Raw genomic sequence first — 25,281 nt, forward strand, 5'->3', positions numbered from 1 at the left:
ACAGGAGGCCTGAACATGACCGGATCGAATACCCCTTTCAATCGTCGAGCCTTCCTCGGTAGCGCTGCGCTTGCCGGTGCGGCTCTCGCCGCACCCGCAGCCTTCGCGGAGACCCCGGATGCCGGACAGGTGCAATACGAGGACAACGCCTATACCAACCCGCGCCGCAACATCGCGAGCTTCCGCGAGCTGGACTGGCAGGACTATTTCACCAACACGAAAAACGGCGTGATCATCTGCGATACCGTGTCGCGCTGCCTGCATTTCTGGTCCGAGGACCTGTCGGTCTACAAGCTCTACCCGACCTCGGTCCCCGTCGCGCCCGAGATGACGCGGCGCGGCTATACCTCGGTGGTGCAGAAGGTGCCGAACCCGTCCTGGCGCCCGACACCCTCGATGCGCGCCACCGAACCTTACTGGCCGGCCTATGTGCCGCCGGGGCCGGACAATCCGCTCGGCACGCGGGCGCTGTATCTGAGCTGGCAGTATTACCGTATCCACGGCACGCATGACACGCGCAAGATCGGGCGGCCCTCCTCGAACGGCTGCATCGGGCTCTACAACCAGCATATCGAGCAGCTTTACGACCTCGCCAAGGTCGGCACGCAGGTCGTGATCCTCTGAGCGGATCGCCCGGGTCCGAGGGCGAAGAGGGGCTCTGCCCCTCGGCCTTCGGCCTCACCCCGGGATATTTGGAGAAAGATGAAAGGAACAAGAGCTCTCTTTCCCATTCGTCTTTCCACAAATATCCCGGGGGTGAATTTGCCTGAAAGGCAAAGAGGGGGCAGAGCCCCCTGCTTGCTCAGACGTCGATCCAGCCGCGCAGGTTTTCCGAGATTACCTCCATCAGCGCCGCGATATGTGCCGCCTCGTCGTTGAGGCAAGGGATGTAGGTGAAGGTCTCGCCGCCCGCGGCCATGAAGGCGTGGCGGATCTCGCCGTTCACCTCTTCCAGCGTCTCGACGCAATCGGCCGAGAACGCCGGCGACATGATCGCGATGTTGCGCTTGCCGGCGCGGGCGAGCGCCGTGACATGCTCGACCGTGTAGGGCTTCAGCCATTCCTCGGGACCGAACACCGACTGGAAGGTGATGTCGATATCGGCCTTGCCCCAACCCAGCCGTTCGCGCAGCAGCCGCACGGTCTTCGCGCATTGGCAATGGTAGGGGTCGCCCTCCATCAGGTAGCGCTTCGGCATCCCATGGAACGAGGCGACAAGCACGTCGGGGCGCCGGTCGAGCCCGGCATAGACCCGCTCGACCGACTGCGCGAGCGCGTCGATATAACTTGGATGATCGAAATACTCGGGCGCGATGCGCACCGCGGGCTGGCGCTTGATCGTCATCAGCGCACGGAAGAACTGATCGTTCGCCGTGGCCCAGGTGGCGCCGGCATATTGCGGGTAAAGCGGAACGAACACGATCTTCGTGCAGCCCTCGGCCACCATGCGTTCGACCACATCCTGCGTCGAGGGCTTGCCATAGCGCATACAGAAATCGACCATGACCGCATCGCCGTAGCGCTCCGCCGCAGCGGCGCGCAGCGCGGCGACCTGACGTTTGGTGATCGTCATCATCGGGCTCTCGTCGGCCTCGGTGTTCCAGATCGAGCGATAATTCTTCCCCGAGCTGAACGGCCGCCTGGTCAGCACGAACAGCTTCAGGATCGGCTGCCATTTCCACGCCGGGTAATCGACGACCCGCCGGTCCGACAGGAACTCGTTCAGATAGCGGCGCATCGACCAGTAATCGGTGCCCTCGGGCGTGCCGAGATTGGCGACGAGAATACCGATCTTCGGCCGCATCACCGGCGGGTGGTCGGCGGGGGCGTGCTCGGGGCGGTAGGTTTCGCTCATGGCGGGTCCTTTCGGGAACTAGCGGCTCGGCCTGTCACAGGCGGGAAGATCGGCACCGTTCAGCGCCTCGGCCAGACGATGCGCGGCGGAGCCGGGGCGCAGTGGTTTTTGCTGGCTCGGATGCGGTTTCCAGCCGGTCAGCCACACCATGTCGAAGCTCGCCCGCACCCGGCCATCGGGCTCGGCGAAGGCCTCGGCGTAGCGCGCCAGCGCCCCGGCGATCACCGAGGGGCGGGTGAAATGACGGATCCGGGCATCGAGCGCGTTGGTCTCGCCCATCGCGCGCAGATCGTGCAGCAGCGCCAGCGGGTCCGGGTAGGTGACCTTGCGAAGCACCCCGTCGGCCACCGGCAGCGCGAAGCCCGCGCGTTGCAGCAGCGCGCCGAGGTCGCGGATCTCGCCCATCGGCAGCACCCGCGGGCTGAGACCGCCGGTCGCGGCGATCTCGGCCTCGGCGAGGGCGGCGCGCAGCTCTGTCAGGGTCTCGCCGCCGAACATCACCGCGATGAACAGCCCGTCCGGGCGCAGCGCGCGGGCGCATTGCACCAGCTGGCCGACCGGATCGTTCGCCCAGTGCAGCGCCATCGCGTGGATCACCAGATCCTGCGCCCCCTCGGCCAGATCGAGCGTCTCCTCCGGCGCGACAATCCGCGCGCCGGGCAGCACCGCAAGCCAGGGATCGGGAAAATCTGTGACGATCGCCGGCGCCGTAAACGTTCTGTTAACCTCAAGCAGTCTTTCCTGAAGTTCGGCGGCGGCATCCTCGTGCAGGAACAGTGCGGGCGCGCGGCGGGCGCGGCTCCGGTGGCGGGCAAGGGCGACGGTATCGGTCAGAACGGGTGGCTTTTCCATGTCGAGAAAGGAAACTAGTGCTCTTGCCCCGCGGTTGCCAGTGCTGTTGCACCGGGTCCGGTTGCAGCAGGCCGCGCTCGCGGCGCTGCATCTGGTGTTTCCGCCACGCTGCATCTGCTGCGGCGAGGCGGTGGCAAGCGATTTCGGGCTGTGCGGGACGTGCTGGAGCGAGGCCGGTTTTATTCTGGGCGCCGCCTGCGACAGCTGCGGCGCACCCCTGCCCGGGCAGGCCGGGAACGAGCGCCTGACCTGCGACGACTGCCTGCGCCACCCGCAGCCCTGGTCGCAGGGCCGCGCGGCGCTGCGCTATGATGGCACGGCGCGGCGGCTGATCCTCGGGCTGAAACATGGCGACCGGCTGGATCTGGTGCGGCCTCTGGGCGGGTGGCTCGCGCGCGCGGTGCGGGATCTGGCGACGCCTGGCACCCTAGTCGCACCGGTGCCGCTGCATCGGTTCCGGCTGCTGAAGCGGCGCTACAATCAGTCGGCGCTGCTGGCGCAGGCTGTCGCGCGCGCCTACGGGCTCGACCAACTGTCCGATCTGCTGATCCGCACCCGCGCCACCCCCTCGCAGGAGGGCCGTTCGCGCGAGGAGCGCATCGCCAACATGGGGGGCGCCATCGCCGTGAATCCGCGCCGAAGCGCGCGGATCGAGGGGCAGAAAGTGCTGCTGATCGACGACGTGATGACCTCGGGGGCGACCTTCGCCGCGGCGACCGGCGCACTTCTGGCGGCAGGGGCCGCCGAAGTGCGCGTCGCGGCACTGGCACGCGTTGCGAAGGACGCCTAAATCCCTATAGTCTGGCGGCGAAAAGGGAGCCGTCCATGAAGCGCGTCGAAATCTACACCACCCCCACCTGCCCCTATTGCATGGCCGCCAAGGCGCTGCTGCGCAAGAAGGGCGTCAGCTTCGAGGAAACCGACGTGTCGGGCGACCGCTCCGTGATGATCCAGCGCGCCGGCGGGCGGCGCACCGTGCCGCAGATCTTCATCGGCGGAACGCTGGTGGGCGGCTGCGACGACCTGCATGCCCTCGAAGCCGCGCGCAAGCTCGACGCGCTTCTGGAGGACTGAACATGAAGGCAGGTCTGGTCCAGCTGAGTGTTTCCGACGATCCGGCGCGCAATCTGCCGGTGACGATCTCGTTCATCCGCGAGGCGGCGGGCAACGGGGCGGGCTTCGTGCTGACGCCCGAATGCACCAACCTGCTGTCCTCGGATCGCGCCTATCAGAACGAGGTGCTGTGTTTCGAGGAAGACGATCCGACGCTCGCGGCGCTGCGCGCCGAGGCGGATGAGCTGGGGATCTGGCTCCTGATCGGCTCCATCGGGCTGAAGACCGACGATGCCGACGGCCGGTTCGCCAACCGCTCGTTCCTGATCGGGCCGAAAGGGCAGATCGCGGCGCGTTACGACAAGATCCACATGTTCGACGTCGATGTCTCGGCGACCGAGAAATATCGCGAATCGGAGGGCTATCGCCCCGGCACGCGGGCGGTGGTGGCGGATGCCGGCTTCGCGAAGATTGGCATGGCGATCTGTTACGACCTGCGCTTCCCCTATCTGTTCCGCGCGCTCGCCAAGGGCGGGGCGCAGATCCTGACGCTGCCGGCGGCGTTCAACGACACCACCGGCGCCGCGCATTGGGAAAGCCTGATCCGCGCCCGCGCAATCGAGAACACCGCCTTCGTGCTGGCCCCCGCGCAATGCGGCGCTCATGCCGCTTCGAGCCCGAAGGCGCCGAAGACGCCGCGCCGCACCTGGGGGCACAGCCTCGCGGTCGCGCCCTGGGGCGAGGTTCTGGCCGACGGCGGCTCGGACCCCGGGGTGACGCTGGTCGATCTGGATCTGGAGCGCGTCGCCCAGGCCCGCGCCCGCGTGCCCTCGCTGACCCATGACCGGCCGTTCGACGGCCCATGAGGGACGATTCGGACCCGCTTGCCGCGACCCTCTTCGCCGAGGTGTTCATGGTCGACCAGCTGGCCCGCAACGTGGTCAGCCGGGCGCTGCCGAAGGGCATGGAAATCTCGCATTTCTCGGTGCTGAACCACCTCGCCCATATCGGCGAGGAGCGCACGCCCGCCCAGCTTGCGGCGACGTTTCATGTCACCCGCGGCGCGATGACCAACACGCTTTCGAAACTCGAATGGGCCGGGCATGTGCATATCCGGCCCGACTGGGACGATGCGCGGCGCAAGTTCGTGTCGATCTCTCCGGCCGGGCGGCAGGCGCGCGATGCGGCGCTCGCCTCGTTCATGCCGGTGATCGCGGATGTGGTGCGCTCGATCGGGCCGGACAAGGTGCGCGCGACGCTGCCGGTGCTGCGCGCGCTGCGCAACCGGCTGGATGCGGATTAACGCCGCTCCGTCAGCAGCCGCAGCGCCAGCGCCGCCAGAACCGTTCCCATCAGCCAACGCTGCACCCGCGCCCAGACCGGCCGGCGCGCCAGAAACAGCGCGATGCCGCCCGCGCCCAGCACGATCAGCGCGTTGACCGTCACGCTGATCGCGATCTGCACCGCGCCCAGAACCAGCGACTGCGCCAGCACGCTGCCATGGCCCGGCTCGACGAATTGCGGCAGGAGCGACAGATACATCACCGCGATCTTCGGGTTCAGCAGATTGGTCACGAGCCCCATCGCGAACAGCCGGCGCGGGCTGTCGGGGGCAAGCTCGCGCAGCTGGAACGGCGTCTGACCGCCCGGCCGCACCGCCTGCCAGGCGAGCCACAGCAGATAAAGCGCGCCGGCCAGCCGCAGCGCGTCATAGGCATAGGGCACCGCGACCACGATGGCGGTGATCCCGGTCGCCGCGCACAACATGTAGACCACGAAACCGAGCGCCACCCCGAAGAGCGAGATCAGCCCCGCCATCCGCCCCTGACAGATCGAGCGCGACACCAGATAGATCATGTTCGGACCGGGCGTCAGCACCATGCCGAGCGCGATCGCGGCGAAGGCGAGAAGATGGGACAGATCGGGCATGGCAAGCCTTCCGAGGTCAGGGGCGTTCCGCTCAGGCTATGCCCATCCCGGCCTCGGCGACACCCGCCATTGCAGAAAAATCCCCGCCGTGCGGACACGGCGGGGCAAGTGGCGTCCGAGGCAACTGTGTCGGACGCTGGCGGAAATCGCGCATCCCGGACAGGCGCGTCCGAAGGCGCCCCGTGACCGGAAAGCGGTGTGGAAAGTCAGTTCATCTCGGCACGGACCTGCTGGCGCAGCAGGTCGATCGGCACGAGCTTGCCCTCGCGCTTGATGTGCCAGTAGGTCCAGCCGTTGCACGACGGCGCCCCTTCGAGCCGCGCGCCCACCTGGTGGATCGAGCCCGAGACATCGCTGTCCTTGTTGGTCAGCGTGCCGTCGGCGCGCACCCGCGCCTTGAAACGGCTGCCCTGCGAATAAAGCTCTTCGCCCGGGCGCAACATGCCGCGCTCGACCAGCTGGCCAAAGGGCACGCGCGGTTCGGCGCGCTTCGAGGTGGTGGTCTCCAGCACGTCGCGGTCGAAGCGACGGACCCGCGCGATCCGCGCCTCGGCGACCTTGCGATAGCTGTCCTCGCGCTCGATGCCGATGAAATTGCGGCCGAGCATCTTCGCCACGGCGCCCGTGGTGCCGGTGCCGAAGAACGGATCGAGCACCACATCGCCGGGATTGGTCGTGCCGATGATGACGCGGTGGAGCAGCGCCTCGGGCTTCTGGGTCGGATGGGCCTTGTCGCCGTGCTCGTCCTTCAGCCGCTCGTTGCCGGTGCAGATCGGCAGCACCCAGTCGGAGCGCATCTGCACGCCTTCGTTCAGCGCCTTCAGTGCCTCGTAATTGAACGTGTATTTCGACGCTTCGGACTTCGAGGCCCAGATCAGCGTCTCATGCGCGTTGGTCAGCCGCTTGCCGCGGAAGTTCGGCATCGGGTTCGACTTGCGCCACACCACGTCGTTGAGCATCCAGAACCCCTGGTTCTGCAGCTCGGCGCCGACGCGGAAGATGTTGTGATAGGAGCCGATCACCCAGATCGCCCCGTTCGGTTTCAGCAACCGGCGCGCCGCGGCAAGCCAGTCGCGGCTGAACCGGTCGTAATCGGCGAAGGAACCGAACCGGTCCCATGCGTCGTCCACCGCATCGACCAGCGAATTGTCCGGCCGGTGCAGATCGCCGCGCAACTGCAGGTTGTAGGGCGGATCAGCGAAGATCAGATCGACGCTCGCCTCGGGCAGAGCATTCATCTGTTCAATGCAATCGCCCGCAAGAATCTGGTTCAGCGGCAGCGCCGCCGCACGCGACGACCCTTCGGCCGCCCGCGCCATGCGCGTGGTCGTTCTCGTCATTTTTGCCTCATTCTGCCCGATCTGTGCCGCGAACCGCCCGTTTTCGGGTCTCGTTCCGTCGTCGGTTTTTACTGCTCGTCTCGTAGCCGGCTTGTGCCAGTCTTGTGTCCCCGAAGATGGGTCATGCCGGGGAATCCGTCAAATTGTTTTTTGAATCAACCACTTACAGAATTAGCTTGGCACAAGATGTTGTGGACGGGGCGGAAGGAACGTCTATGCACAGGGGTTACCCCCAGATTTCGCAGCGCCTCGAGATGGTCCTTCGTCGGGTAGCCCGCGTTCTTCTCCCAGCCGTAGCCCGGGTATTGTTGCGCCAAATCCACCATCAGGCGATCGCGCTCTTCCTTCGCAAGGATCGAGGCCGCCGCGATCGAGACCGAACGCGCATCGCCCTTCACCAGCGTCTCGGCCGGCAAGGTCAGATCGCGCGGCAACCGGTTGCCGTCGACCAGCACGAAATCGGCCGGACGGCGCAGCCCGGCGATGGCGCGGCACATCGCCAGATGGCTCGCCTGCAAGATATTGAGTTCGTCGATCTCCTCGACGCTGGCATGAGCGACGCACCAGTCGGCGCTGTCCCTGATCAGCTGTTCGAGCCCGGCGCGCCGCTTGTGGCTGAGCGCCTTCGAATCGTTCAGCCCCTCGGGGATGCGGTCCGGGTCGAGCACCACCGCCGCCGCGGTCACCGGGCCGCACAGCGGGCCGCGGCCCACCTCGTCGACGCCGGCGACGCGGACGAAGCCGCGCGCGACCAGGGCAAGTTCATGAGCGTAATCGGGGCCGGAGGCGGCGGATGCGTGTGTCATGGCCCGGGGATGCCGCCCCCGGGCCGCGCGCGCAACGAAAAAGGCGGGGAAGCCCCCGCCTTTCCGTCGTCTCCGTCTTACCAGCGCCGCCCGTGGCCCCAGCCCCGGTCGTGGCCCCAGCCCCGGTCGTGATCCCAGCCCCCGTGCCGGTCCCAGTCGCCGTGATCGTCCCAGTCTCGGCGCGGCGGCCCCGGAGGCCCCCAGGGCCGGGCCGGCACCACATAGACCGGCGGCGGCGGGGGCGGCGGATAGCCGTAGCTGTAACGCGGCTCCACCACCACGCGGCGCGAGGGCGCGTTGACGATACTGTCGAGGAGCAGGATCCCCGCCCCCACGCCCACCGCCGTGCCGAGGGCGTCTCGCCCCTCGGGGCTGAGTGCCGAAGCCGGCATCGCCGTGCCGAGGCCTGCCGCCGCCATGACCGCGCCGGCCAGAAGACCGCCTCGCATATGGCCAGAAATGTTCAGGGACATCGCTTCCCCCTTGCTGTGACAGGACCCGCGCCGCGGCCCCCCGGTTTCACGGAAGATGAGAGCGCACCGGCGTCGCCGCAAGAGGACTCGCGCGGGCTTGTCCCCGATCGCGCGAATGTCAGCCGAGCGCCTCGGCGCCGTTCCGCCGAGGCCGTGGAACCGGCTGTGTCACAAGGGTTTCGCTTGCCTTGCCCGGACCGCCGACCTATACCGCAGCCTCACTTTGCCGTGCGGGGGGGACCATGCTGCCGACACCCTTTTACCTGATCGACGAAGAGGCGCTTCTTCGCAACATGCGCAAGATCCAGCATCTGCGCGAGTCCTCGGGCGCGAAGGCGCTTCTGGCGCTGAAATGCTTCGCCACCTGGTCGGCCTTCGACATCATGCGCCCCTATATGGACGGCACCACCTCGTCCTCGCTTTACGAGCTGCGCCTCGGCCACGAGAAATTCGGCAAGGAAACCCATGCCTATTCCGTCGCCTGGTCCGACCGCGAGATCGACGAGGCCTGCGGCTACGCCGACAAGATCATCTTCAACACCATCGGTCAGCTGACCCGCTATGCCGAACAATCCGCCCATATCCGCCGCGGCGTGCGGCTGAACCCGCGGTTCTCGACCTCGGGCTTCGATCTGGCGGACCCGGCGCGGCCGTTCTCGCGGCTCGGCGAATGGGATGTGGCGAAGCTGCTGGCGGTCTCGGACATGATCAGCGGCGTGATGATCCATTACAATTGCGAGAACGGCGATTTCGCGCTGTTCGACCGGCAGCTGAGCCGGATCGAGACCGAATTCGCCCCGCTGCTCGAACGGCTCGACTGGGTGTCGCTCGGGGGCGGGCTGCATTTCACCGGCGCGGATTACCCGATCGAGGAATTCGCCGCCCGGCTGAAGACCTTCTCGGAGCGGTTCGGCGTTCAGGTCTATCTCGAACCCGGCGAGGCCTCGATCACGCAATCGACGACGCTTGAGGTCTCGGTCCTCGATATTCTCGACAACGGCAAGAACATCGCCATCGTCGATTCGAGCATCGAGGCGCATATGCTCGATCTGCTGATCTACCGCGAGAGCGCGAAGCTGCCGCAGAGCGGCGATCACGCCTATCAGATCGCCGGCAAATCGTGCCTCGCGGGCGACATCTTCGGCGAGGCGCGCTTCGAGCGCCCGTTGCAGATCGGCGACCGGATCTCGGTGCGCGATGCGGCCGGTTACACGATGGTCAAGAAGAACTGGTTCAATGGCGTCAACATGCCCGCGATCGCGATCCGTCGCGCGGACGGTTCGATCGAGACGATCCGCGAATTCACCTACGAGGATTACACCTCTTCCCTGTCCTGAGGGGCTGAACACCCCCCTTCCCCTTGCTCGTGAAAGGAGCCAGCTGAAGTGAAAAAGAACGTGCTCATCATCGGTGCCGGTGGCGTTGCGCAAGTGGTTGCCCACAAATGCGCGCAGCACAACGACATTCTTGGGGATCTGCACATCGCCTCGCGCCGAAAGGCGAAATGCGACGCGATCATCGCCTCGGTCGGGGAGAAGCAGGCGATGAAGGTGCCCGGCACGTTCGACAGTCACGCGCTGGACGCGACCGATGTCGCCGCCACCGCCGCGCTGATCCGCGAGACCGGGGCCGGGATCGTGATCAACGTGGGCTCCGCCTTCGTGAACAAATACGTGCTCGACGCCTGCATCGAGACCGGGGTGGCCTATATCGACACCGCCATCCACGAGGAGCCGAACAAGATCTGCGAGGCGCCGCCGTGGTATGGCAACTACGAGTGGAAGAAGCGCGATCTGTGCGCCGAAAAGGGCGTGACGGCGATTCTGGGCGCGGGCTTCGACCCCGGTGTGGTGAACGCCTATGTGCGCTTCGCGGCGGATGAATACCTCGACACGGTGACGGCGATCGACATCGTCGACATCAACGCCGGCAGCCACGGCCGCTATTTCGCCACCAACTTCGACCCCGAGATCAACTTCCGCGAATTCACCGGCACGGTCTATTCGTGGCAGGGCGGGAAGTGGCAGGAAAACGCCATGTTCGAGGTCGGTCAGGAATGGGATCTGCCGGTCGTGGGCAAGCAGAAGGCCTATCTGTCGGGCCATGACGAGGTGCATTCGCTGTCGGCGAATTACCCCGCGGCCGATGTGCGGTTCTGGATGGGCTTCGGCGATCACTACATCAACGTGTTCACCGTGCTGAAGACGCTCGGCCTGCTGTCCGAACAGCCGGTGACCACGGCCGAGGGGCTGGAAGTGGTGCCGCTGAAGGTGGTGAAGGCGGTGCTGCCCGATCCGGCCTCGCTCGCGCCCGATTACACCGGCAAGACCTGCATCGGCGATTTCGTGAAGGGCATGAAGGACGGCCGCGAGGTCGAGGTCTTCGTCTACAACGTCGCCGATCACAAGGAAGCCTATGAAGAGGTCGGCGCGCAGGGCATCAGCTATACCGCGGGCGTGCCCGCCGTCGCCGCCGCGCTGATGGTGGCCGAGGGCACCTGGGATGTCGCACGGATGGCGAATGTCGAGGAACTGCCGGCGCGGCCGTTCCTGGAACTGCTCGGCAAGATCGGCCTGCCGTCGCGTGTGATCACGCCCGGGGGCGAGGATATCGCGATCTGAGTGTCGCCGGGGCGGAGAAGCAGGGAGGGGCTCTGCCCCTCTTTGCCCTGCGGGCAAATTCACCCCGGGATATTTTCGGCGAATCGAAAGGGCGCGGGGGAATCTCCCGCGCCCTTCGTCGTTTCGGGGTCAGTCCGCTTTCGTGGGCAGGACCCAGTCGGCGCGCGGGCGGTGGCAGGTGTAGCCCTCGGGGTAGCGCAGGAGGTAATCCTGATGCTCGGGCTCGGCTTCCCAGAACGGGCCGGCGGCGGTGACCTCGGTCACCACCTTGCCGGGCCAGCGGCCGGAGGCGTCGATCTCGGCGATCAGGTCGAGGGCGGTGCGGCGCTGTTCCTCGGACAGGGTGAAGATCGCCGAGCGGTAGGAAGTGCCGATGTCATTGCCCTGCCGGTTCGGTGTCGAGGGGTCGTGGATCTGGAAGAACAGCTCGAGGAGCCGGCGGTAGGACAGTTTCGTCGGGTCGAAGGTTACCTCGAGCGATTCGGCGTGTGTGCCGTGGTCGCGGTAGGTCGCATTCGCCACGTCGCCGCCGGAATAGCCGACGCGGGTGGCGATCACCCCCGGAATGCGGCGGATCAGATCCTGCATCCCCCAGAAGCAGCCGCCGGCGAGGATCGCTTTCTCGACCGGGGCGGCATCGACGAGGGGGAGGTAATCCGCATAGCCCTCGGCCTCCATCCGGTCGCGGGGAATGAAGCGCAGGCTCGCCGAGTTGATGCAGAAGCGCAGCCCGCCGCGGTCTTCGGGCCCGTCGGGGAAGACATGGCCGAGATGGCTGTCGGCGTGTTTCGAGCGCACCTCGACCCGGGTCATGCCGTGGGTGGTGTCGCGATGCGCGGTAATCATCGCCTCGTCGACCGGGCGGGCGAAAGCCGGCCAGCCGCAGCCGCTGTCGAACTTGTCGGCCGAGGAGAACAGCGGCTCTCCCGAGACGACATCGACATAGAGGCCGGGTTCGAACAGATGATCGTATTCGCCGCTGTAGGGGCGTTCGGTGCCGGCCTGCTGGGTGACGCGGTATTGTTCCGGCGTCAGCCGGGCCAGAGCTTCGGGGGTCTTGGAATAGGGTGCGGTCATGGCGCTCTCCTCGGGGGCATGGGCAGAAGATGGCGCAGAGCGCGGGAATTTCCATGCCCTTCGCGCCCTTCGCACCCTGCCGGCAGTGGCAATGTGCTTGCTGAGACGATATATCCCCTGCACCATCCGAAGAAAGGGACAGGTTTGTCCATCCATCTGCACATGAACGACCTGCCTGAGGGGCTGAGCCTCGGCCCGATCGTGGCGATCGACACCGAGACCATGGGCCTCGATCCGCGGCGCGACCGGCTGTGTCTGGTCCAGCTGTCGGCGGGCGACGGCCATGCCCATCTGGTCAAGATCGCCAAGGGGCAGACCGAGGCGCCGAATCTGTGCCGCCTGCTCGCCGATCCCGCGACCGAGAAGCTGTTCCATTTCGCCCGCTTCGACGTGGCGATGCTGTATCGCACCTTCGGCGTGCTGACCGCGCCGGTGTTCTGCACCAAGATCGCCTCGAAGATGGTGCGCACCTTCACCGACCGGCACGGGCTGAAATACCTGCTGCACGATCTGGTGGGGGTCGACATCTCGAAGCAGCAGCAGACCTCGGACTGGGGCGCGGAGACGCTGAGCCAGGCGCAGATGGAATATGCGGCGTCCGACGTTCTTTACCTGCACAAGGCGCGCGCGGCGCTGGTCGAGCGGCTGGCCCGCGAAGGCCGGACCGACCTTGCGCAGGCCTGTTTCGATTTCCTGCCGGCACGCGCGCAGCTTGACCTGATGGGATGGGAGGAACCCAATGACATCTTCCACCACTGAAACCGCTGACAACGAGGCCTATCTGGCGACGGCGCGCCGCGTCATAACCGTCGAAGCCGAGGGGCTGACCGCGCTGGCTGCGGGGCTCGATGCCTCTTTCGCGCGTGCGGTCGAAACGATCTTGCACGCTCATGGCCGGGTGATCGTCTCGGGCATGGGCAAGTCGGGCCATATCGCGCGCAAGATCGCGGCGACCATGGCCTCGACCGGCACGCCCGCGCAATTCGTCCATCCCGCCGAGGCGAGCCATGGCGACCTTGGCATGGTCACCGCCGAGGATGTGGTTCTGATGATGTCGAACTCGGGCGAGACGCCCGAGCTCGCCGATCTGATCGCGCATACCCGCCGCTTCGGCATTCCGCTGATCGGCATCGCCTCGAACGCCGATTCGACGCTGCTGCGGCAGTCGGACGTCGCGCTGGTGCTGCCGAAGGTGCCCGAGGCCGGTTCCGGCGGGCTGGTGCCGACGACCTCGACGACGATGACCCTCGCGCTTGGCGATGCGCTGGCCGTCGCGCTGATGGAACATCGCCGCTTCACCCCCGAGCAGTTCCGCGTGTTCCATCCGGGCGGCAAGCTCGGCGCGCGGCTGTCGAAGGTGCGTGATCTGATGCACACCGATCTGCCGCTGGTGCACGAGGCCACCCCGATGGCCGAGGCGCTGCTGGAGATCACCGCCAAGGGCTTCGGCGTCGCGGGCGTGACCGCGGCGGACGGGCGGCTGATCGGCATCATCACCGACGGCGATTTGCGCCGGCACATGCGCGGGCTGCTCGATCAGACCGCGGCCGAGGTGATGACCCGCTCGCCGCAGGTGATCGCCCCCGACGCTCTGGCCGAGGCCGCCGTCGCCGTGATGGACGCCCGCAAGATCACCTGCCTGTTCGTCGTCGAGAACGACCGCCCCGTCGGCATCATCCATATCCACGACTGCCTGCGCGCCGGACTGGTCTGACAGGGATGCTGAGCGAGGTCCGCCATACGAGGATCGTGCGACTGGCCAAGGTGGTTCTGCCGCTGGCCGCGCTTGCTCTTCTGTCGACGATCTTCCTGATCTCGGACCGGGTCGATCCGACGCGGGCGCCCTTGTATTCCGAGGTCGACCTCGACCGCATCGCGCGCGAGCAGCGCATCGGCGCGCCGCATTATTCCGGCGTCACCCAGGACGGCGACGCGCTGAGGGTCGAGGCAACCGCCGCCTATCCCGACCTCAATGGCACGACCGGAACCCGCGCGACCGATATGAAGGCGCATCTGGTATCCCCCTCGACCGGCGAAACCACTGACATGACCGCCAGATCCGGCCTGATCGACCCTGCCCGGACTGAAATCGCGCTGATGGGCGATGTGACGCTGAAAACCTCGACCGGCTACGATCTCGCGACCGGCGAGGCGCGGATCGCCACAGACCGCAGCCGCATTTCCCTGCCCGGCGCCGTCGACGGGCGTGCGCCTTATGGCACGCTGTCCTCCGACAGTGCCGAAATGTCCCGCCCCGCCGCGGGTGCTCCTTACGATCTGGTCTTCACCGGCGGGGTGAAACTCGTGTATCAACCGCATTGATGAGGTCGCCCATGCGTTTCGCCCCCTTCCTTGCCGCCGCTCTCGCCCTGGGACTGACCGCTGTCGCCCCGGTGGGTGCGATGGCGCAGCAGATGGCCCTCGGCGGGCTGAAGGCCGACCCCAAGGCCCCGGTTCAGGTCACCTCGGACAAGCTCGCGGTCGATCAGCAAAGCGGCCATGCAGTGTTCTCGGGCAACGTGGTGGTCATTCAGGGTGGGATGCGGCTGAAGGCGGCCGAAGTCACCGTCGATTACGACCCGGCCGACCGCACGCGGATCACCACGATGCACGCCACCGGCGGGGTCACGATGGTCTCGCCCGACGAAGCAGCCGAAGGCCGGGATGCCGTCTACGATGTCGCCACCGGGCAGGTGGTGATGACCGGCGACGTGCTGCTGACCCAAGGACAGAGCGTGATGTCGGGCCAGAAGCTGACTGTCGATCTGCGCTCGGGCACCGGGCACATGGACGGGCGGGTGCGCACCATCTTGCAACAGCCCGCAGCGCAGTCGGCCACCCCGGGGAAGAAGCCATGACCGAGGCCCCGCAGCAAACCGGCCTCACCGTCGTCAACCTGCGCAAGAGCTACCGCAAGCGGCTGGTGCTGCGGGACGTGTCGCTGACGCTGGCGCGCGGCGAGGTGGTGGCGCTGCTCGGGCCGAACGGATCGGGCAAGACGACATGCTTTTACGCCATCGCCGGCCTGGTGCGCCCCGATTCGGGCCGTGTCATGATCGACGGACAGGAGGCCTCGGGCCTGCCGATGTATCGCCGGGCGCGCCTCGGCATCGGCTACCTGCCGCAGGAGGCCTCGATCTTCCGCGGACTGACGGTCGAACAGAACATCATGGCGATTCTCGAGATTGCCGAGCCGACCCAGCACCGCCGGCGCGAACGGCTGGAGGAGCTGCTCGGCGATTTCTCGGTCGCGCATCTGCGTCAGGCTCCGGCGCTGGCGCTTTCGGGCGGCGAACGTCGCCGCGTCGAGATCGCGCGCTGTCTTGCTGCCAATCCGAAATACCTGCTCCTCGACGAGCCCTTCGCCGGCGTCGACCCGATCGCCGTGGGCGAGATCCGCGGCCTCGTGTGCCATCTGAAGGAACGCGGCATCGGCGTGCTGATCACCGATCACAACGTGCGCGAGACCCTCGGTATCGTAGACCGCGCCTATATCCTGCACGACGGTCAGGTCATCATGTCGGGCACGACAGATGAGGTCGTGCGCGACGAGACCGTGCGCCGCGTCTATCTGGGCGAGAACTTCTCGATCGCCTGACGACCCACCGCCGACAGGCCGGTTTACGCCCGCAACCCCCTGCAACGAAAATGTTTCGCCCCGGTGACACGGAAGGCGTTGACGGATCGGCGCGGCGCTCACACATTGATCTTATGCGTGATACCCGCCTGCACCGTTCCTGCATCCGCCGCGCCCCGCTTTCCGGGAGCCGCCGGGTTTTGGAACCGCAGATCCGGCCCTGCAGCCGGTGGCGAAGCGGCCCGTTTTCCCGAATTCAACCGGCCGGGGGCACTTGCCCCACGGTCTTCTGACGCGGAGGAAGAACCATGCGCACTCAGATCAGCGGCAAGCAGCTCGACATCGGCGAGGCCCTGCAAAGCCATGTGAAGTCCGAGCTGGGCGAGACCTTCGAGAAATACCAGCAGCGCCCCACCGATGCGATCGTGGTGTTCTCGAAAAACGCGTATGAATACAGCTGCGAGGCGAGCGTTCATCTTTCGACCGGGCTGACCGCAGCCGCCTCGGGCCATGCGACGGAAATCTACGCCGCCTTCGAGGCCTGCCGCGAGAAGATGGACAAGCAGCTGCGCCGTCACAAGCGCCGGTTGAAGGACTATTCGCGCGACCGGACCACCCCTGTTGAATTTGCCCCGGCCGATCTGTATGTCCTCGCTTCGGATGAAGACGAGATGGAGGCCGAGGCCGACAGCCTGGCACCCGTGATCGTAGCCGAGATGGAGACCAAGGTCCCCACCCTCTCGGTCGGCGAGGCGGTGATGCAGATGGAGCTGGCGGGCAAGCCCCTTCTCGTGTTCCGCAACGAGAAACATGGCGGGGTCAATGTCGTCTACAGCCGCGAGGACGGCAACGTCGGCTGGATAGACCCGCGCAACAGCAAATGAGCGCCCCCTCGACGGGCGCGGAAATAGGACCAATGGATCTTTCGACCCTGCTCCGGCCCGATGCGGTGAAAGTGCTTGCCACCGTGACGAGCAAGAAGCGTCTGTTTCAGGACCTCGGTGACATCGCGCATTCAGCCTACGGGCTGGATGCGATCCAGACGGTCGATGCCCTGCAGGAGCGCGAGGCCCTCGGCCCGACCGGCGTGGGCCATGGCGTGGCGCTGCCGCACGCGCGTCTGCACGGGCTGACCGAAGTGGTCGGCGTGTTCCTGCGGCTGGAAAAGGCGCTCGATTTCGATGCCGTCGACCGGCTGCCGGTCGATCTGATCTTCGCGCTGTTCGCGCCGAAGGATTCGGGCGTCGATCACCTGAAAGCGCTGGCCCTGGTGTCGCGCACCATGCGCAACGCCGAGGTCTGCGCCAAGCTGCGCGTGAACACCGATCCGGCGGCTCTTCATGCGGTTCTGACCGCTGCGGCGGGCGCGCAGGCGGCCTGACAGAAAGAAACCCGACGACGGATCGAAAGTCCGGTCACGGCAGCCCCCCGGGGGCTGCCGTTCGTCATTTCAGGGTGACGACCATGCCGCCCCGTGCGCAGATCCCGGCCAGGGGCGCGGACAGCGCTTCAGCCCGCCGCAGTCCAGTCCCGAAACCCGAACTGGATGTAATCGCGCGCATAGGCGTCGCGGGCGGCCTTCTCCAGATCGGAACTCCAGATCGCGGCAAGATCGACGGGCGCGCCGTCCGGGGCGGCGGTGCAGCGCGGCGCATCGACCCCGAGCGCGCGCGCCAGATACTCCAGATCCTCGGCCATACGGTCCTCGCGCACCAGAAGATCGGGTGTCGAGAACTGCGCAAAGCCCTGCACCGCCGCCGACTGGCTCGCCCACAGATAGGACACCGGCAACGAGGTCTGCCCGTTCAGGTTCATCTTCAGCCATTTCAGGAAGGCGAGCAGCAGCTTCGCCCACCCCTCCGGGCCGGGCAGACGTCCTTCGGGCGGCAAAGGCAGCTTGTAGGTCTTGCGCAGCACCTGACGGGTCTCGGCCATGGCGTCCCAGCTCAGCACCGCGGCCAGTGCCAGATGCGCGCGCAGCAGCGGATGGCGCAGCACGGTGAAACTGCGGTGATCGGGACGGGCCTTCTTCCACTGCCGCAGGGTCTTTTGCGAAAACCCCTCCTCGAGCGTGCCGATCTGCGCCAGCCAGTCGCGCACCGCCCCCACCGGCGCCGGCCGCAACGGCAGGAACAACAGCCCCGCGGTATCGGACAGCGCACAGCCCAGAATGCCCGGCACGTTCGGTCCGCGGCGGGGCTCGAAATTCGGGGTGCGCGACAGGTTGAACCGGTCGAGACGGGCCAGCGCGGCCTCCATCTCGGGGAAATTCGCGACCTTGGCTTCCAGCGGACCGGGGTTTTGCGGCACCAGATCCGCGGGCAGCGTATCGAGGCCAGCCCCCACGCCCAGCCATGCCGCCAGCCCGTTCAGCACCGCAACGTCCTGAACATCGTCATAGTCGATATAGAACGCCACCTGCCCCGAGGTCTGCATCCGGTGCAGCACCCTCATCTGGAAGCCTTGCAGGGCCTCCAGATGCGCCTCGAACCCGGCCGGATCGAACTCCGCCTGCGCGGCCTTGCGGTGGCGCGCATCGCCGAGCTTCCACTGTCCCGTGGCACGCGCGATCTGCAAGCTGACATAGCTGTCGACGGGGTTGCGTGTCAGCACGATCTTGGCACAGCCCGGATCGTCGAGGAATTCGGGCAGCATTCGCGGATCGTGATCGTGGAAATAGCGACAGCCGTTCAGCCCCGGCTCTGCCCGGATCGCCTGCCACAGCCGCATCGGATCGGCGTCACGCTGCACGCGGGTGACGCCCAGAAGGGCCGTGCGCCGGGGATAGCCGATCAGCCCGGGATTGAAGGCCTCGCCATGGCAATGCACGCCCGGCAACAGGTTCAGAGCCGCCTCGAGCAGATTCGAGCCAGTGCGCATCTCGGCCAGAACCACGAAGCTGCTGAACCGGGTCATGACCCCTCCCCTTCGCCCGAAACCGCCCCGCCCGGGCTCCGCCATCCGCCCGGAGCCGGGAAATCGCCCATCAGGCGCGGCTGCATGCCACGGTTGCGCAATTCCTGCAAGAACCCGCCGAACCCCGTCAGGTCGACCATCTGCGGCGGCGTGAGCAGCTGGCGCGGGTTGCGCACGCCGACCTCCTCAAGGATCGTCTGCAACGGCTCGGTCGGGTTCTCGACGAATTCAGACAGTGTCCAGATCCGCACCCGCGCCTTGACATAGCCAGAGCGCAGCACACCAAGCTGTTGCGTTTCAAGACGTTGCAACCGTGCGGCCTCGCGCCGGATCTGGGCGAAGGGCCGGCGCGCCCGGAACAGCCGCACCGCCCACGCCCCCGTCACCACCGAGATCTGCGCATTCGGATCGGTCGCCAGAAACCAGTTCAGAGGCTGGGTGTCGCGCGGGCTGAGCATGAAGCACTGCCGCGCCGAGCGGTCGTTCCAGATCAGATTGGTCAGGAAGGCGCGCGGGTTGTAGTCGCGCAGCGGCAGACTGTCCGTCAGACAGCCCGGTCCGACGCTCGCACCGCCGGCGAATTCGACGCGCTCGGGCGAAAACAGATGGCCGTGCACCCGTCCGGCAGCCTGACGCGACAGCCAGCCGCAGAATTCGGGGAACAGTTCGGTGAAGCCCTGAAATACCGAATAAGGGGCGGCGGTTTTGCCGTTCTCGTGATCCTGCCGCGGGAAGCGGCTTTGCATGTAAAGACCCGGACGGCCGCGGGTGCGCCGCTCGGCCGCGTGGTCGAACAGCCGCCCGATCGTGGCGGTGTCGGGCTCGGCGGTGCCGATGGCGGGACGCGGGCTCAGGAAGGTGTCGTAAAGCCGGTCCGCCCGGGGCCAGATCTTGCGCGCCACGAAGCAGTTCGAGCGGCGCAACAGCTCCAGATGGTCATCGTAGAAGATATGCGGCTTGCCGCGCACATCGAACTTCACCAACGTCAGCGACCGGCTGTCGACGCAGCGCGCATGAAGCCGCGTCAGAGACTGGAAATAACTCTCGTCCGGGATCCAGACCCGTTTGAAATAGCGGTCATACTCCTTGCGCCGCGGATCGCTCAGGATGTCGTCGAGGGTGCGCCGCGTCAGGCACCACCATTGCGACCCCAGATGCGGCACCAGCCCCGCCGGCGGGTTGCGCCGGAAGCCGAACCGGCGCTGCAACCGCACGTATCCGTCGAACAGCCGCCGGTTGCGCCGCCACGAGAACGGGAAGCGCAGGGTAAAGCGCTCGGTGTCGATCCCGCCCACAGTCCAGCCGACATCGGCCACGGTGACGCTCTCGATGAAATCGGTGTCGGGATGGACAGCCAGATAGGCCTCAAGCTCTGCCAGCGGACGCAGGGGCAGGCACGCGCCCGAGGCAAGGAACACGTGGCGCACCTCGGGATGGCGGTCGAGCATCTGCTGCGCCGCGTCGATCGTGGCCGCGACCAGCGACCAGGTGCCCCATTCGCAGGCGTGCCGGGCCGAAAATGAAATGGTATCGAGATCCGAGACGCGGCGATGCAGCGCCTCGACCTCGTGCCGGGGCGCACGGGAATCGACATGGATCACCACCGGTGCACCACTTTCCGCCCAGAACCGCGCCACCTGCGCCGCCCGTTCAAGCGCGGTGTGGCACAGCATCAGGAAGCCGACCGTCACGTCCACATGCCCCGCGACATCAGCCCGAGAATCTCGAGCTGGCGCCAGTTGATGTATTTCTCGGACCAGTTCGTCCACAGGTCCGGCGTGGTTTCCAGCCCCGAGCCATAGGCCCGATACTCGCGCGAGGCACCATAATGCTGATTCCTTGTCATCTCCTCGGCGACCTTGCCGCGCAAAGGGGACAGGAACTTGGCATGAAGCAGGCAACCCGAAGCCTTTTCGCCGCCCCATTCGTCATAGACCGCGTTCAGACGGCGTGGCAGCAACATGTGCGTCGAGGACAGGAACACCTGATCCTTGCTCCAGCGCACCAGCGGGATCTTGTTCAGCGAGGGCGCTTCCTCGGGGCGGCGGGCGAAGAAGGCGCGCGCGCGCGGTCCCCCCTGGATCCACAGATTGCGCTGTTTCTCGTTCTTGCGGATCATGTAATTGCCGCTGTCGAACCAGCAGGCGATCTCGAACGGATCCTGCCCCTCGTGGTAGGGCTGGGCGTCGAAGGGCCCCTTCGGATACATGTCGAGCAGCATCGCCGGGAAGGCGCGGATTTCGTAGGTGTCGAGCCAGTCGGTCAGCGCACCGATCGGGCGGGTGTCATGGAACGGGTAGATCAGGAACTCGTCGGGATCGACGGTCAGCGTCCAGTGCCCGCTGCCATAGCGGCGCAGCAGGTGGTTCATCCAGTCGATGCCGAAGTTCGATGCCCGATAGCTGGCCGAGGTGTGCCAGACCGAAACGTCGTTCTGGTCCAGCAGATACTCGCCCGAGCCGTCGGCGGAATCGTTGTCGACGATCAGGAAATGCCGCACCCCGAGCCGGCGATAATAGTCGAGGAAATACGGCAGGCGGACGCGCTCGTTGCGCAAGGTGACGAAGCACAGCACATCGTCATGCCGGATCGAGCCGGTCCGGTCCGAGACCGCGCGCAGCTCGCGACGGTGCAGAAAGCCGCGAAACTGCCCGCGCTGCCGGTCCATCCGCAGTCGAAGGAGAGTCCTCAGGTTCACGCCGGTCTCGCACCAATCGAAGCCCACGGCCGAAAGACGCGGCGGGCAGAACCGGCGCAGTCCGATCGTGACACAAATATTATCCCTCAGAATAGCGGAGAGTTGCGAGACGTAAACACTTCTTCCCGCACCCGGGGCCGGATTCCGGGCCGGTTTCCCCTCAGCACCAGGCGCCGCGGCTCATCAGACCGAGCGTTTCGAGGCCACGCCAGTCCGTCATCTGCTGCGAGTCGGCGTTCCACAGCACCGGATCGGCGATCAGGGCATCGTAATAGCCGTCATAGCGCGCTGCATGGGTAAAATGCTCGCCGCGCAGTTTCTCGTCGCGCGATTTCGCGATGATCTGGTCAAGGAACTTATCGTGCAGCAAAACGCCGGTGGGCAGCGACAGCCGGGCATCGAACCCCGCGTTCAGCCGCCGTGGCAAGGCCACATGGGTCGAGCTGACATAGGCATAGCGCCGGTTCCAGCGAATCAGCGGCACCTTGTGCAGATGCGGCGCGTTCTCGGGGGTATCGGCGAAGAACACCCGCCTGCGCACGCCGCCGCGGATCGAGATGTTGCGAAACCGCGGCTGGAACTCCCAGGTATAGTTGTCCGCGTCGAACCAGTTCAGCACCGTCGCCGGATCGGTCCCGGGCGGGCAGACCGCCCCGGACAGCGCCCCCCGCGGATACAGATCCAGCATCAGCGCCGCCATCATCGGCACCCCGCGCGCGTCGAGCCACCCGGTCAGATCGCGCAGATCGCGCGTGTCCCGATGCGGGATGGTCAGCAGCTCGTCGGCATCGACGGTCAGGCACCAGTGCCCGCTGCCGTAACGGCGCAGCAAATGGTTGATCCAGTCCATCCCGAAGCGCGAGGCACGGTAACTCGCCCCGCTGCGCCACAAGGACACATCGGGCTCCGCGGCCAGCATCGCGGCGGTCCCGTCGGTGCTGTCATTGTCGACGATCAGGAAATGACCGATGCCCATCTTGCGATAATGGCGCAGGAAATAGGGCAGGCGCACGCTTTCGTTGCGCATCGTGGCGAACAGCAGCAGCGTATCGGGGCGGATCGCGGCGGTCCTGTCGCGCACCGCAGCCAAATCGTGCCGGCTGCGGTAAGCCCTCAGCAGAAGGCGCTGGCGCTTGGCGCGGGCGCCGATGGCAAGGCGCAGGTCGTGAAACGCGCCCACGCCCTGGCCGTCACTTCTCGTAATGGCCGTTCTGATGCCAGCGCCAGGCGTCGGCGATCATCGTCTGAAGATCGTCGCGCTTGGGCTTCCAGCCCAGAACCTCGATCGCCTTCTTCGAGCCCGAGACCAGCTTCGCCGCATCGCCCGGACGGCGCGCGCCCTCGACGATCGGCACTTCGCGATTGGTCACCGAGCCCGATTTCGCGATCACCTCGCGCACCGAGAAGCCATCGCCCGAACCGAGGCAGAACACCTCGGAGGGCTTGCCGTCCTCGAGCCACTTCACGCCGAGCACATGCGCATCGACCAGATCCGAGACATGGACATAGTCGCGGATGCAGGTGCCGTCGGGCGTCGGGTAATCGGTGCCGTAGACCGTCAGCGCCGGACGCCGGCCGTCGATGGCATCGAGAACCAGCGGAATCAGATGGGTCTCGGGGCGGTGGAACTCGCCGACTTCGCTTTCGGGATCGCAGCCCGCGACGTTGAAATAGCGGAAGATCACCGAGTTCAGCCCGTGGCTGTTGCCGAAATCGCGCAACATGTCCTCGATGGCGCGTTTCGAGCCGCCATAGGCGTTGATCGGCATCTGCCGCGTGCCTTCGTCGAGGATCACCCCGTCCTGATCGCCATAGGTCGCGCAGGTCGAGGAGAACACGAAGTTCTTCACCCCGGCGGCGCAGGTCGCCTCGATCAGGTTGAGCGAGCTGAGCACGTTGTGGCGCCAGTATTTGCCCGGGTTGGTCATCGATTCGCCGACCAGGCTGAGGGCCGCGAAATGCATCACCGCCACCGGCTGCCATTTGGCGAACACCTCGTCGAGGCGGGTGCGGTCGGCCAGATCGCCCTCTTCGAGCGGGCCGAACTTCACCGCGTCGCGCCAGCCGGTCACGAAGCTGTCGAAGGTGACGGGCACGTAGCCCGCCGCCTTCAGCGCCTTGCAGGCGTGCGAACCGATGTAGCCCGCGCCGCCCGTCACCAGGACATGCTTCGCCATCGGCTTACTTCGGGAACTTCATGCCGGTGGTCACCCCGGTCAGGAAGGCCGCGAACTCGTCGCGCAGTTCCGGTCGCGCAAGGCCGTAAGCCACCGTCGCCTGCAGGAAGCCCGCCTTCGAGCCGCAGTCGTAGCGCTGACCCTTGAAGCGGAAACCGTAGACCGGATTGCCCTTCTCGAGTTCCTTGTCGATGGCGTCGGTCAGCTGGATCTCGCCGCCCGCGCCTTCCTTCATTTCGCTGAGGTTGTGCATCACCTCGGGCGTCAGGATGTAACGGCCGATCACCGCGAGGTTCGAGGGGGCTTCCTCGGCCTTGGGCTTCTCGACCATCTTGCGCACCTTCACGATGTCGCCGCGGTCTTCCTCGACGTCGATGATGCCGTAGGACGAGGTCTTGTCGCGCGCGACTTCCATCGTGGCGACGACGTTGCCGCCGGTTTCCTCGTAGGCTTCCATCATCTGCGCGAGGCAGGGCTTGTCGGCCTTGATCACGTCATCGGTCAGAATGACGGCGAAGGGCTCGTCGCCGACCAGCTTCTTGGCGCACCACACCGCATGGCCGAGGCCGAGCGGACGGTTCTGCCGCACGTAGGCGATGGCGCCCGAGGGCATGTTGGTGGTCTTCAGCTCTTCGAGCAGAGCGGTCTTCTTCTTGCGCTCCAGCGTCTCTTCCAGCTCGGGCGCGTTGTCGAAATAGTCTTCCAGCGCCGATTTGCCGCGCGAGGTGACGAAGATGAAATCGGTGATGCCGGCGGCGCGGGCCTCGTCGATCGCGTATTGGATCAGCGGGCGGTCGACCAGCGTCAGGATCTCCTTCGGGATCGCCTTGGTGGCGGGCAGGAAGCGGGTCCCGAGGCCGGCAACCGGGAAGATGGCTTTCGTGACCTTGCGTTTCATCAGGCACCTCAATTGCGGGCGACACCGGCCCGTCTTTGCTGAAATTCACGCGACTCGGGCAGGTCGTGCAACCGGGTCGTTCGGGCCTTTATATGGGCTCGCGCGGCGGGCGTTAATCGCAATCGGCAGGATTGTCGCCCCAAAACGCGGGTTTGCACTCCGGGGCGGGGCTGGGCAGCGGAAAGCTGCCGAGCCCGTTCTCTCAATCGAGGCCCATCTCGGCCATCATCGCCTCGATCTTCGGCACGTCCGAGGGGTTGTTCAGCTCCCAGAACTGGCGGCCGCGGGCCTCGACCTCGACGCACAGAACCGCACGGCCATTTTCCAGGAAGCGCAGCTGTTCGAGCCCTTCGAGGGTTTCGAGCGGCCCGATCGGCCAGCCCGGATAGGCCATCAGCGTCTCCGGCCGGTAGGCGTAGACACCGACGTGATGGAACACCGGGGTCGGCGCCTCGGGCGCGTAATCGGTGCCGGTGTAGGGCACGACTTCCTTCGAGAAATAGAGCCCCCGGTTGCCTGCACCGAACACCGCCGTGGTGCCGCCGACGCGGCCCTGCGCACGGTCCTCGCGCAGGCTCGCCAGCATGTCGCCGCGGCAGCGCAACACCGGCGTCGCCAGCTCCGCCCAGGGGTTTTTCTCCAGCCCGGCCACCAGATCCTCGACGAACCACGCGGGCGTCAGCGGCGCGTCGCCCTGCAGGTTGACCACCATGTCATAACCCGCGTCGATGTCGCGCAGGGCCTCGGCGCAGCGTTCGGTGCCGTTGTGACAGGTCACGGGGGTCATCACGACCTCGGCGCCGAAGCTCTCGGCCTCGGTGCGGATGCGGTCGTCGTCGGTGGCGACGACGACCCGGTCGACGCCGCGCACGGCCGAGGCCGCTTCCCAGCTGCGCCGGATCAGCGATTTCGAAACGCCCGAAGCCCCGCGAAGGTGGACGAGCGGCTTGGCCGGATAGCGCGTCGAGGCGTATCGGGCCGGAATGACGATCAGGACGGACATGATTTC

Annotated in this window: 28 protein-coding genes; 14 read left to right on the forward strand and 14 right to left on the reverse strand. The window is 66.4% G+C overall.

Going from position 1 to position 25,281, the window contains the following annotated elements; genetic code table 11:
• The first annotated feature begins 15 nt into the window (after positions 1-15).
• Positions 16-624, forward strand: a complete 609-nt coding sequence (locus CG50_RS03095) for a L,D-transpeptidase (protein ID WP_036635130.1) — start codon at positions 16-18, stop codon at positions 622-624.
• Between the two features lie 178 nt (positions 625-802).
• Here CG50_RS03095 and hemH read toward each other — a convergent pair whose 3' ends face one another.
• Together hemH and CG50_RS16795 are read right to left on the reverse strand one after the other, a co-directional pair.
• The gene (hemH, locus tag CG50_RS16790; protein ID WP_036635131.1) at positions 803-1,855 is read right to left on the reverse strand and encodes a ferrochelatase; all 1,053 of its coding nucleotides are present in this window, start codon (positions 1,853-1,855) and stop codon (positions 803-805) included.
• A gap of 18 nt (positions 1,856-1,873) precedes the next feature.
• On the reverse strand, positions 1,874-2,707 hold the full coding sequence (locus CG50_RS16795; RefSeq protein ID WP_036635133.1) for a methyltransferase domain-containing protein: 834 nt from the start codon (positions 2,705-2,707) through the stop codon (positions 1,874-1,876).
• Between CG50_RS16795 and CG50_RS03110 the strand changes: the two genes are divergently transcribed.
• The 4 genes from CG50_RS03110 to CG50_RS03125 are packed head-to-tail and all read left to right on the forward strand — an operon-like array spanning position 2,706 to position 5,063.
• Positions 2,706-3,497, forward strand: a complete 792-nt coding sequence (locus tag CG50_RS03110) for a ComF family protein (RefSeq protein WP_081880257.1) — start codon at positions 2,706-2,708, stop codon at positions 3,495-3,497. The genes CG50_RS16795 and CG50_RS03110 overlap by 2 nt on opposite strands.
• Positions 3,498-3,532: 35 nt before the next feature.
• Complete coding sequence (gene grxC, locus CG50_RS03115) at positions 3,533-3,781, forward strand: glutaredoxin 3 (RefSeq protein WP_036635135.1); 249 nt, start codon at positions 3,533-3,535, stop codon at positions 3,779-3,781.
• A gap of 2 nt (positions 3,782-3,783) precedes the next feature.
• Positions 3,784-4,626 carry a carbon-nitrogen hydrolase family protein gene (locus CG50_RS03120; protein ID WP_036635142.1) on the forward strand — a complete coding sequence of 281 codons (843 nt, stop codon included), beginning with the start codon at positions 3,784-3,786 and terminating at the stop codon, positions 4,624-4,626.
• Entirely contained in the window at positions 4,623-5,063 is a 441-nt protein-coding gene (locus tag CG50_RS03125) for a MarR family winged helix-turn-helix transcriptional regulator (protein ID WP_036635145.1), read from the forward strand. The genes CG50_RS03120 and CG50_RS03125 overlap by 4 nt, the downstream gene beginning before the upstream one ends.
• On the opposite strand, the gene CG50_RS03130 is transcribed toward CG50_RS03125, so the two are convergent.
• From CG50_RS03130 to CG50_RS17200, 4 genes are all read right to left on the reverse strand, one after another.
• Positions 5,060-5,689, reverse strand: a complete 630-nt coding sequence (locus CG50_RS03130) for a LysE family translocator (RefSeq protein ID WP_036635148.1) — start codon at positions 5,687-5,689, stop codon at positions 5,060-5,062. The genes CG50_RS03125 and CG50_RS03130 overlap by 4 nt on opposite strands.
• Before the next feature lie 206 nt (positions 5,690-5,895).
• Complete coding sequence (locus CG50_RS03135) at positions 5,896-7,029, reverse strand: site-specific DNA-methyltransferase (RefSeq protein ID WP_275452229.1); 1,134 nt, start codon at positions 7,027-7,029, stop codon at positions 5,896-5,898.
• Between the two features lie 155 nt (positions 7,030-7,184).
• Positions 7,185-7,835: a ribonuclease HII gene (locus CG50_RS03140; protein ID WP_036635154.1), complete on the reverse strand. Its 651-nt coding sequence runs from the start codon at positions 7,833-7,835 to the stop codon at positions 7,185-7,187.
• A gap of 77 nt (positions 7,836-7,912) precedes the next feature.
• On the reverse strand, positions 7,913-8,308 hold the full coding sequence (locus CG50_RS17200) for a hypothetical protein (RefSeq protein ID WP_036635156.1): 396 nt from the start codon (positions 8,306-8,308) through the stop codon (positions 7,913-7,915).
• Positions 8,309-8,550: 242 nt separating this feature from the next.
• Here CG50_RS17200 and CG50_RS03150 point away from each other — a divergent pair, with 242 nt between their 5' ends.
• Positions 8,551-9,645 carry a carboxynorspermidine decarboxylase gene (locus tag CG50_RS03150; protein WP_036635163.1) on the forward strand — a complete coding sequence of 365 codons (1,095 nt, stop codon included), beginning with the start codon at positions 8,551-8,553 and terminating at the stop codon, positions 9,643-9,645.
• Positions 9,646-9,693: 48 nt separating this feature from the next.
• Positions 9,694-10,929 carry a saccharopine dehydrogenase family protein gene (locus tag CG50_RS03155; RefSeq protein WP_036635173.1) on the forward strand — a complete coding sequence of 412 codons (1,236 nt, stop codon included), beginning with the start codon at positions 9,694-9,696 and terminating at the stop codon, positions 10,927-10,929.
• A 129-nt stretch (positions 10,930-11,058) separates the two neighbouring features.
• Here the strand turns inward: CG50_RS03155 and CG50_RS03160 are convergent, their stop codons facing one another.
• Positions 11,059-12,162 carry a bifunctional methionine sulfoxide reductase B/A protein gene (locus tag CG50_RS03160; protein WP_338048254.1) on the reverse strand — a complete coding sequence of 368 codons (1,104 nt, stop codon included), beginning with the start codon at positions 12,160-12,162 and terminating at the stop codon, positions 11,059-11,061.
• On the opposite strand from CG50_RS03160, the gene CG50_RS03165 reads away from it, so the two are divergent.
• From CG50_RS03165 to CG50_RS03195, 7 genes are all read left to right on the forward strand, one after another.
• A complete protein-coding gene (locus tag CG50_RS03165) occupies positions 12,151-12,765 on the forward strand; it encodes a ribonuclease D (RefSeq protein WP_036635178.1) in 615 nt (204 codons plus the stop codon). The genes CG50_RS03160 and CG50_RS03165 overlap by 12 nt on opposite strands.
• Positions 12,746-13,720 (forward strand): KpsF/GutQ family sugar-phosphate isomerase, encoded by a 975-nt coding sequence (locus CG50_RS03170; protein WP_036635179.1) that lies wholly within the window; start codon positions 12,746-12,748, stop codon positions 13,718-13,720. The genes CG50_RS03165 and CG50_RS03170 overlap by 20 nt, the downstream gene beginning before the upstream one ends.
• Before the next feature lie 5 nt (positions 13,721-13,725).
• Positions 13,726-14,328: a hypothetical protein gene (locus CG50_RS03175; protein WP_036635180.1), complete on the forward strand. Its 603-nt coding sequence runs from the start codon at positions 13,726-13,728 to the stop codon at positions 14,326-14,328.
• 11 nt (positions 14,329-14,339) lie between these two features.
• Positions 14,340-14,864, forward strand: a complete 525-nt coding sequence (gene lptA / locus CG50_RS03180) for a lipopolysaccharide transport periplasmic protein LptA (RefSeq protein ID WP_036635182.1) — start codon at positions 14,340-14,342, stop codon at positions 14,862-14,864.
• Complete coding sequence (lptB, locus tag CG50_RS03185; protein WP_036635184.1) at positions 14,861-15,604, forward strand: LPS export ABC transporter ATP-binding protein; 744 nt, start codon at positions 14,861-14,863, stop codon at positions 15,602-15,604. The genes lptA and lptB overlap by 4 nt, the downstream gene beginning before the upstream one ends.
• A 287-nt stretch (positions 15,605-15,891) precedes the next feature.
• Positions 15,892-16,467, forward strand: a complete 576-nt coding sequence (gene hpf / locus CG50_RS03190) for a ribosome hibernation-promoting factor, HPF/YfiA family (RefSeq protein WP_036635185.1) — start codon at positions 15,892-15,894, stop codon at positions 16,465-16,467.
• 32 nt (positions 16,468-16,499) lie between these two features.
• Positions 16,500-16,964 (forward strand): PTS sugar transporter subunit IIA, encoded by a 465-nt coding sequence (locus tag CG50_RS03195; protein ID WP_036635188.1) that lies wholly within the window; start codon positions 16,500-16,502, stop codon positions 16,962-16,964.
• A gap of 128 nt (positions 16,965-17,092) precedes the next feature.
• Here the strand turns inward: CG50_RS03195 and CG50_RS03200 are convergent, their stop codons facing one another.
• The 7 genes from CG50_RS03200 to CG50_RS03230 form a co-directional block, all read right to left on the reverse strand.
• Complete coding sequence (locus CG50_RS03200; RefSeq protein WP_036635190.1) at positions 17,093-18,499, reverse strand: hypothetical protein; 1,407 nt, start codon at positions 18,497-18,499, stop codon at positions 17,093-17,095.
• Positions 18,496-20,190, reverse strand: coding sequence for a DUF5927 domain-containing protein (locus tag CG50_RS03205; protein WP_051909519.1), 1,695 nt, complete (start codon positions 20,188-20,190; stop codon positions 18,496-18,498). Before CG50_RS03205 ends, CG50_RS03200 begins: the two co-directional genes overlap by 4 nt.
• Entirely contained in the window at positions 20,187-21,167 is a 981-nt protein-coding gene (locus tag CG50_RS03210) for a glycosyltransferase family 2 protein (protein WP_036635192.1), read from the reverse strand. The genes CG50_RS03205 and CG50_RS03210 overlap by 4 nt, the downstream gene beginning before the upstream one ends.
• 190 nt (positions 21,168-21,357) lie before the next feature.
• Positions 21,358-22,377, reverse strand: a complete 1,020-nt coding sequence (locus CG50_RS03215; protein ID WP_051909425.1) for a glycosyltransferase family 2 protein — start codon at positions 22,375-22,377, stop codon at positions 21,358-21,360.
• A gap of 10 nt (positions 22,378-22,387) precedes the next feature.
• Positions 22,388-23,374: a UDP-glucose 4-epimerase GalE gene (gene galE, locus CG50_RS03220; protein WP_036635194.1), complete on the reverse strand. Its 987-nt coding sequence runs from the start codon at positions 23,372-23,374 to the stop codon at positions 22,388-22,390.
• A gap of 4 nt (positions 23,375-23,378) precedes the next feature.
• On the reverse strand, positions 23,379-24,272 hold the full coding sequence (gene galU / locus CG50_RS03225) for a UTP--glucose-1-phosphate uridylyltransferase GalU (protein WP_036635196.1): 894 nt from the start codon (positions 24,270-24,272) through the stop codon (positions 23,379-23,381).
• Between the two features lie 202 nt (positions 24,273-24,474).
• A complete protein-coding gene (locus CG50_RS03230; protein ID WP_036635198.1) occupies positions 24,475-25,275 on the reverse strand; it encodes a 3-deoxy-manno-octulosonate cytidylyltransferase in 801 nt (266 codons plus the stop codon).
• Positions 25,276-25,281: the final 6 nt, after the last annotated feature.

The sequence above is a fragment of the Paenirhodobacter enshiensis genome (assembly GCF_000740785.1).
In the GTDB taxonomy this organism is placed as follows: Bacteria; Pseudomonadota; Alphaproteobacteria; order Rhodobacterales; family Rhodobacteraceae; genus Rhodobacter; species Rhodobacter enshiensis.

Excerpts from the sequence above, each read along its gene's own strand:
- CG50_RS17200 (WP_036635156.1), bottom strand. The coding sequence starts at position 8,308 with ATGTCCCTGAACATTTCTGGCCATATGCGAGGCGGTCTTCTGGCCGGC.
- CG50_RS03150 (WP_036635163.1), top strand. The coding sequence starts at position 8,551 with ATGCTGCCGACACCCTTTTACCTGATCGACGAAGAGGCGCTTCTTCGC.
- CG50_RS03200 (WP_036635190.1), bottom strand. The coding sequence starts at position 18,499 with ATGACCCGGTTCAGCAGCTTCGTGGTTCTGGCCGAGATGCGCACTGGC.
- CG50_RS03130 (WP_036635148.1), bottom strand. The coding sequence starts at position 5,689 with ATGCCCGATCTGTCCCATCTTCTCGCCTTCGCCGCGATCGCGCTCGGC.
- CG50_RS03170 (WP_036635179.1), top strand. The coding sequence starts at position 12,746 with ATGACATCTTCCACCACTGAAACCGCTGACAACGAGGCCTATCTGGCG.
- CG50_RS16795 (WP_036635133.1), bottom strand. The coding sequence starts at position 2,707 with ATGGAAAAGCCACCCGTTCTGACCGATACCGTCGCCCTTGCCCGCCAC.
- lptA (WP_036635182.1), top strand. The coding sequence starts at position 14,340 with ATGCGTTTCGCCCCCTTCCTTGCCGCCGCTCTCGCCCTGGGACTGACC.
- galE (WP_036635194.1), bottom strand. The coding sequence starts at position 23,374 with ATGGCGAAGCATGTCCTGGTGACGGGCGGCGCGGGCTACATCGGTTCG.
- hemH (WP_036635131.1), bottom strand. The coding sequence starts at position 1,855 with ATGAGCGAAACCTACCGCCCCGAGCACGCCCCCGCCGACCACCCGCCG.
- galU (WP_036635196.1), bottom strand. The coding sequence starts at position 24,272 with ATGAAACGCAAGGTCACGAAAGCCATCTTCCCGGTTGCCGGCCTCGGG.
- CG50_RS03110 (WP_081880257.1), top strand. The coding sequence starts at position 2,706 with ATGTCGAGAAAGGAAACTAGTGCTCTTGCCCCGCGGTTGCCAGTGCTG.
- CG50_RS03195 (WP_036635188.1), top strand. The coding sequence starts at position 16,500 with ATGGATCTTTCGACCCTGCTCCGGCCCGATGCGGTGAAAGTGCTTGCC.
- CG50_RS03095 (WP_036635130.1), top strand. The coding sequence starts at position 16 with ATGACCGGATCGAATACCCCTTTCAATCGTCGAGCCTTCCTCGGTAGC.
- CG50_RS03140 (WP_036635154.1), bottom strand. The coding sequence starts at position 7,835 with ATGACACACGCATCCGCCGCCTCCGGCCCCGATTACGCTCATGAACTT.
- CG50_RS03160 (WP_338048254.1), bottom strand. The coding sequence starts at position 12,162 with ATGGATGGACAAACCTGTCCCTTTCTTCGGATGGTGCAGGGGATATAT.
- CG50_RS03210 (WP_036635192.1), bottom strand. The coding sequence starts at position 21,167 with ATGGACCGGCAGCGCGGGCAGTTTCGCGGCTTTCTGCACCGTCGCGAG.
- CG50_RS03175 (WP_036635180.1), top strand. The coding sequence starts at position 13,726 with ATGCTGAGCGAGGTCCGCCATACGAGGATCGTGCGACTGGCCAAGGTG.
- CG50_RS03120 (WP_036635142.1), top strand. The coding sequence starts at position 3,784 with ATGAAGGCAGGTCTGGTCCAGCTGAGTGTTTCCGACGATCCGGCGCGC.
- CG50_RS03135 (WP_275452229.1), bottom strand. The coding sequence starts at position 7,029 with ATGACGAGAACGACCACGCGCATGGCGCGGGCGGCCGAAGGGTCGTCG.
- hpf (WP_036635185.1), top strand. The coding sequence starts at position 15,892 with ATGCGCACTCAGATCAGCGGCAAGCAGCTCGACATCGGCGAGGCCCTG.
- CG50_RS03125 (WP_036635145.1), top strand. The coding sequence starts at position 4,623 with ATGAGGGACGATTCGGACCCGCTTGCCGCGACCCTCTTCGCCGAGGTG.
- lptB (WP_036635184.1), top strand. The coding sequence starts at position 14,861 with ATGACCGAGGCCCCGCAGCAAACCGGCCTCACCGTCGTCAACCTGCGC.
- grxC (WP_036635135.1), top strand. The coding sequence starts at position 3,533 with ATGAAGCGCGTCGAAATCTACACCACCCCCACCTGCCCCTATTGCATG.
- CG50_RS03230 (WP_036635198.1), bottom strand. The coding sequence starts at position 25,275 with ATGTCCGTCCTGATCGTCATTCCGGCCCGATACGCCTCGACGCGCTAT.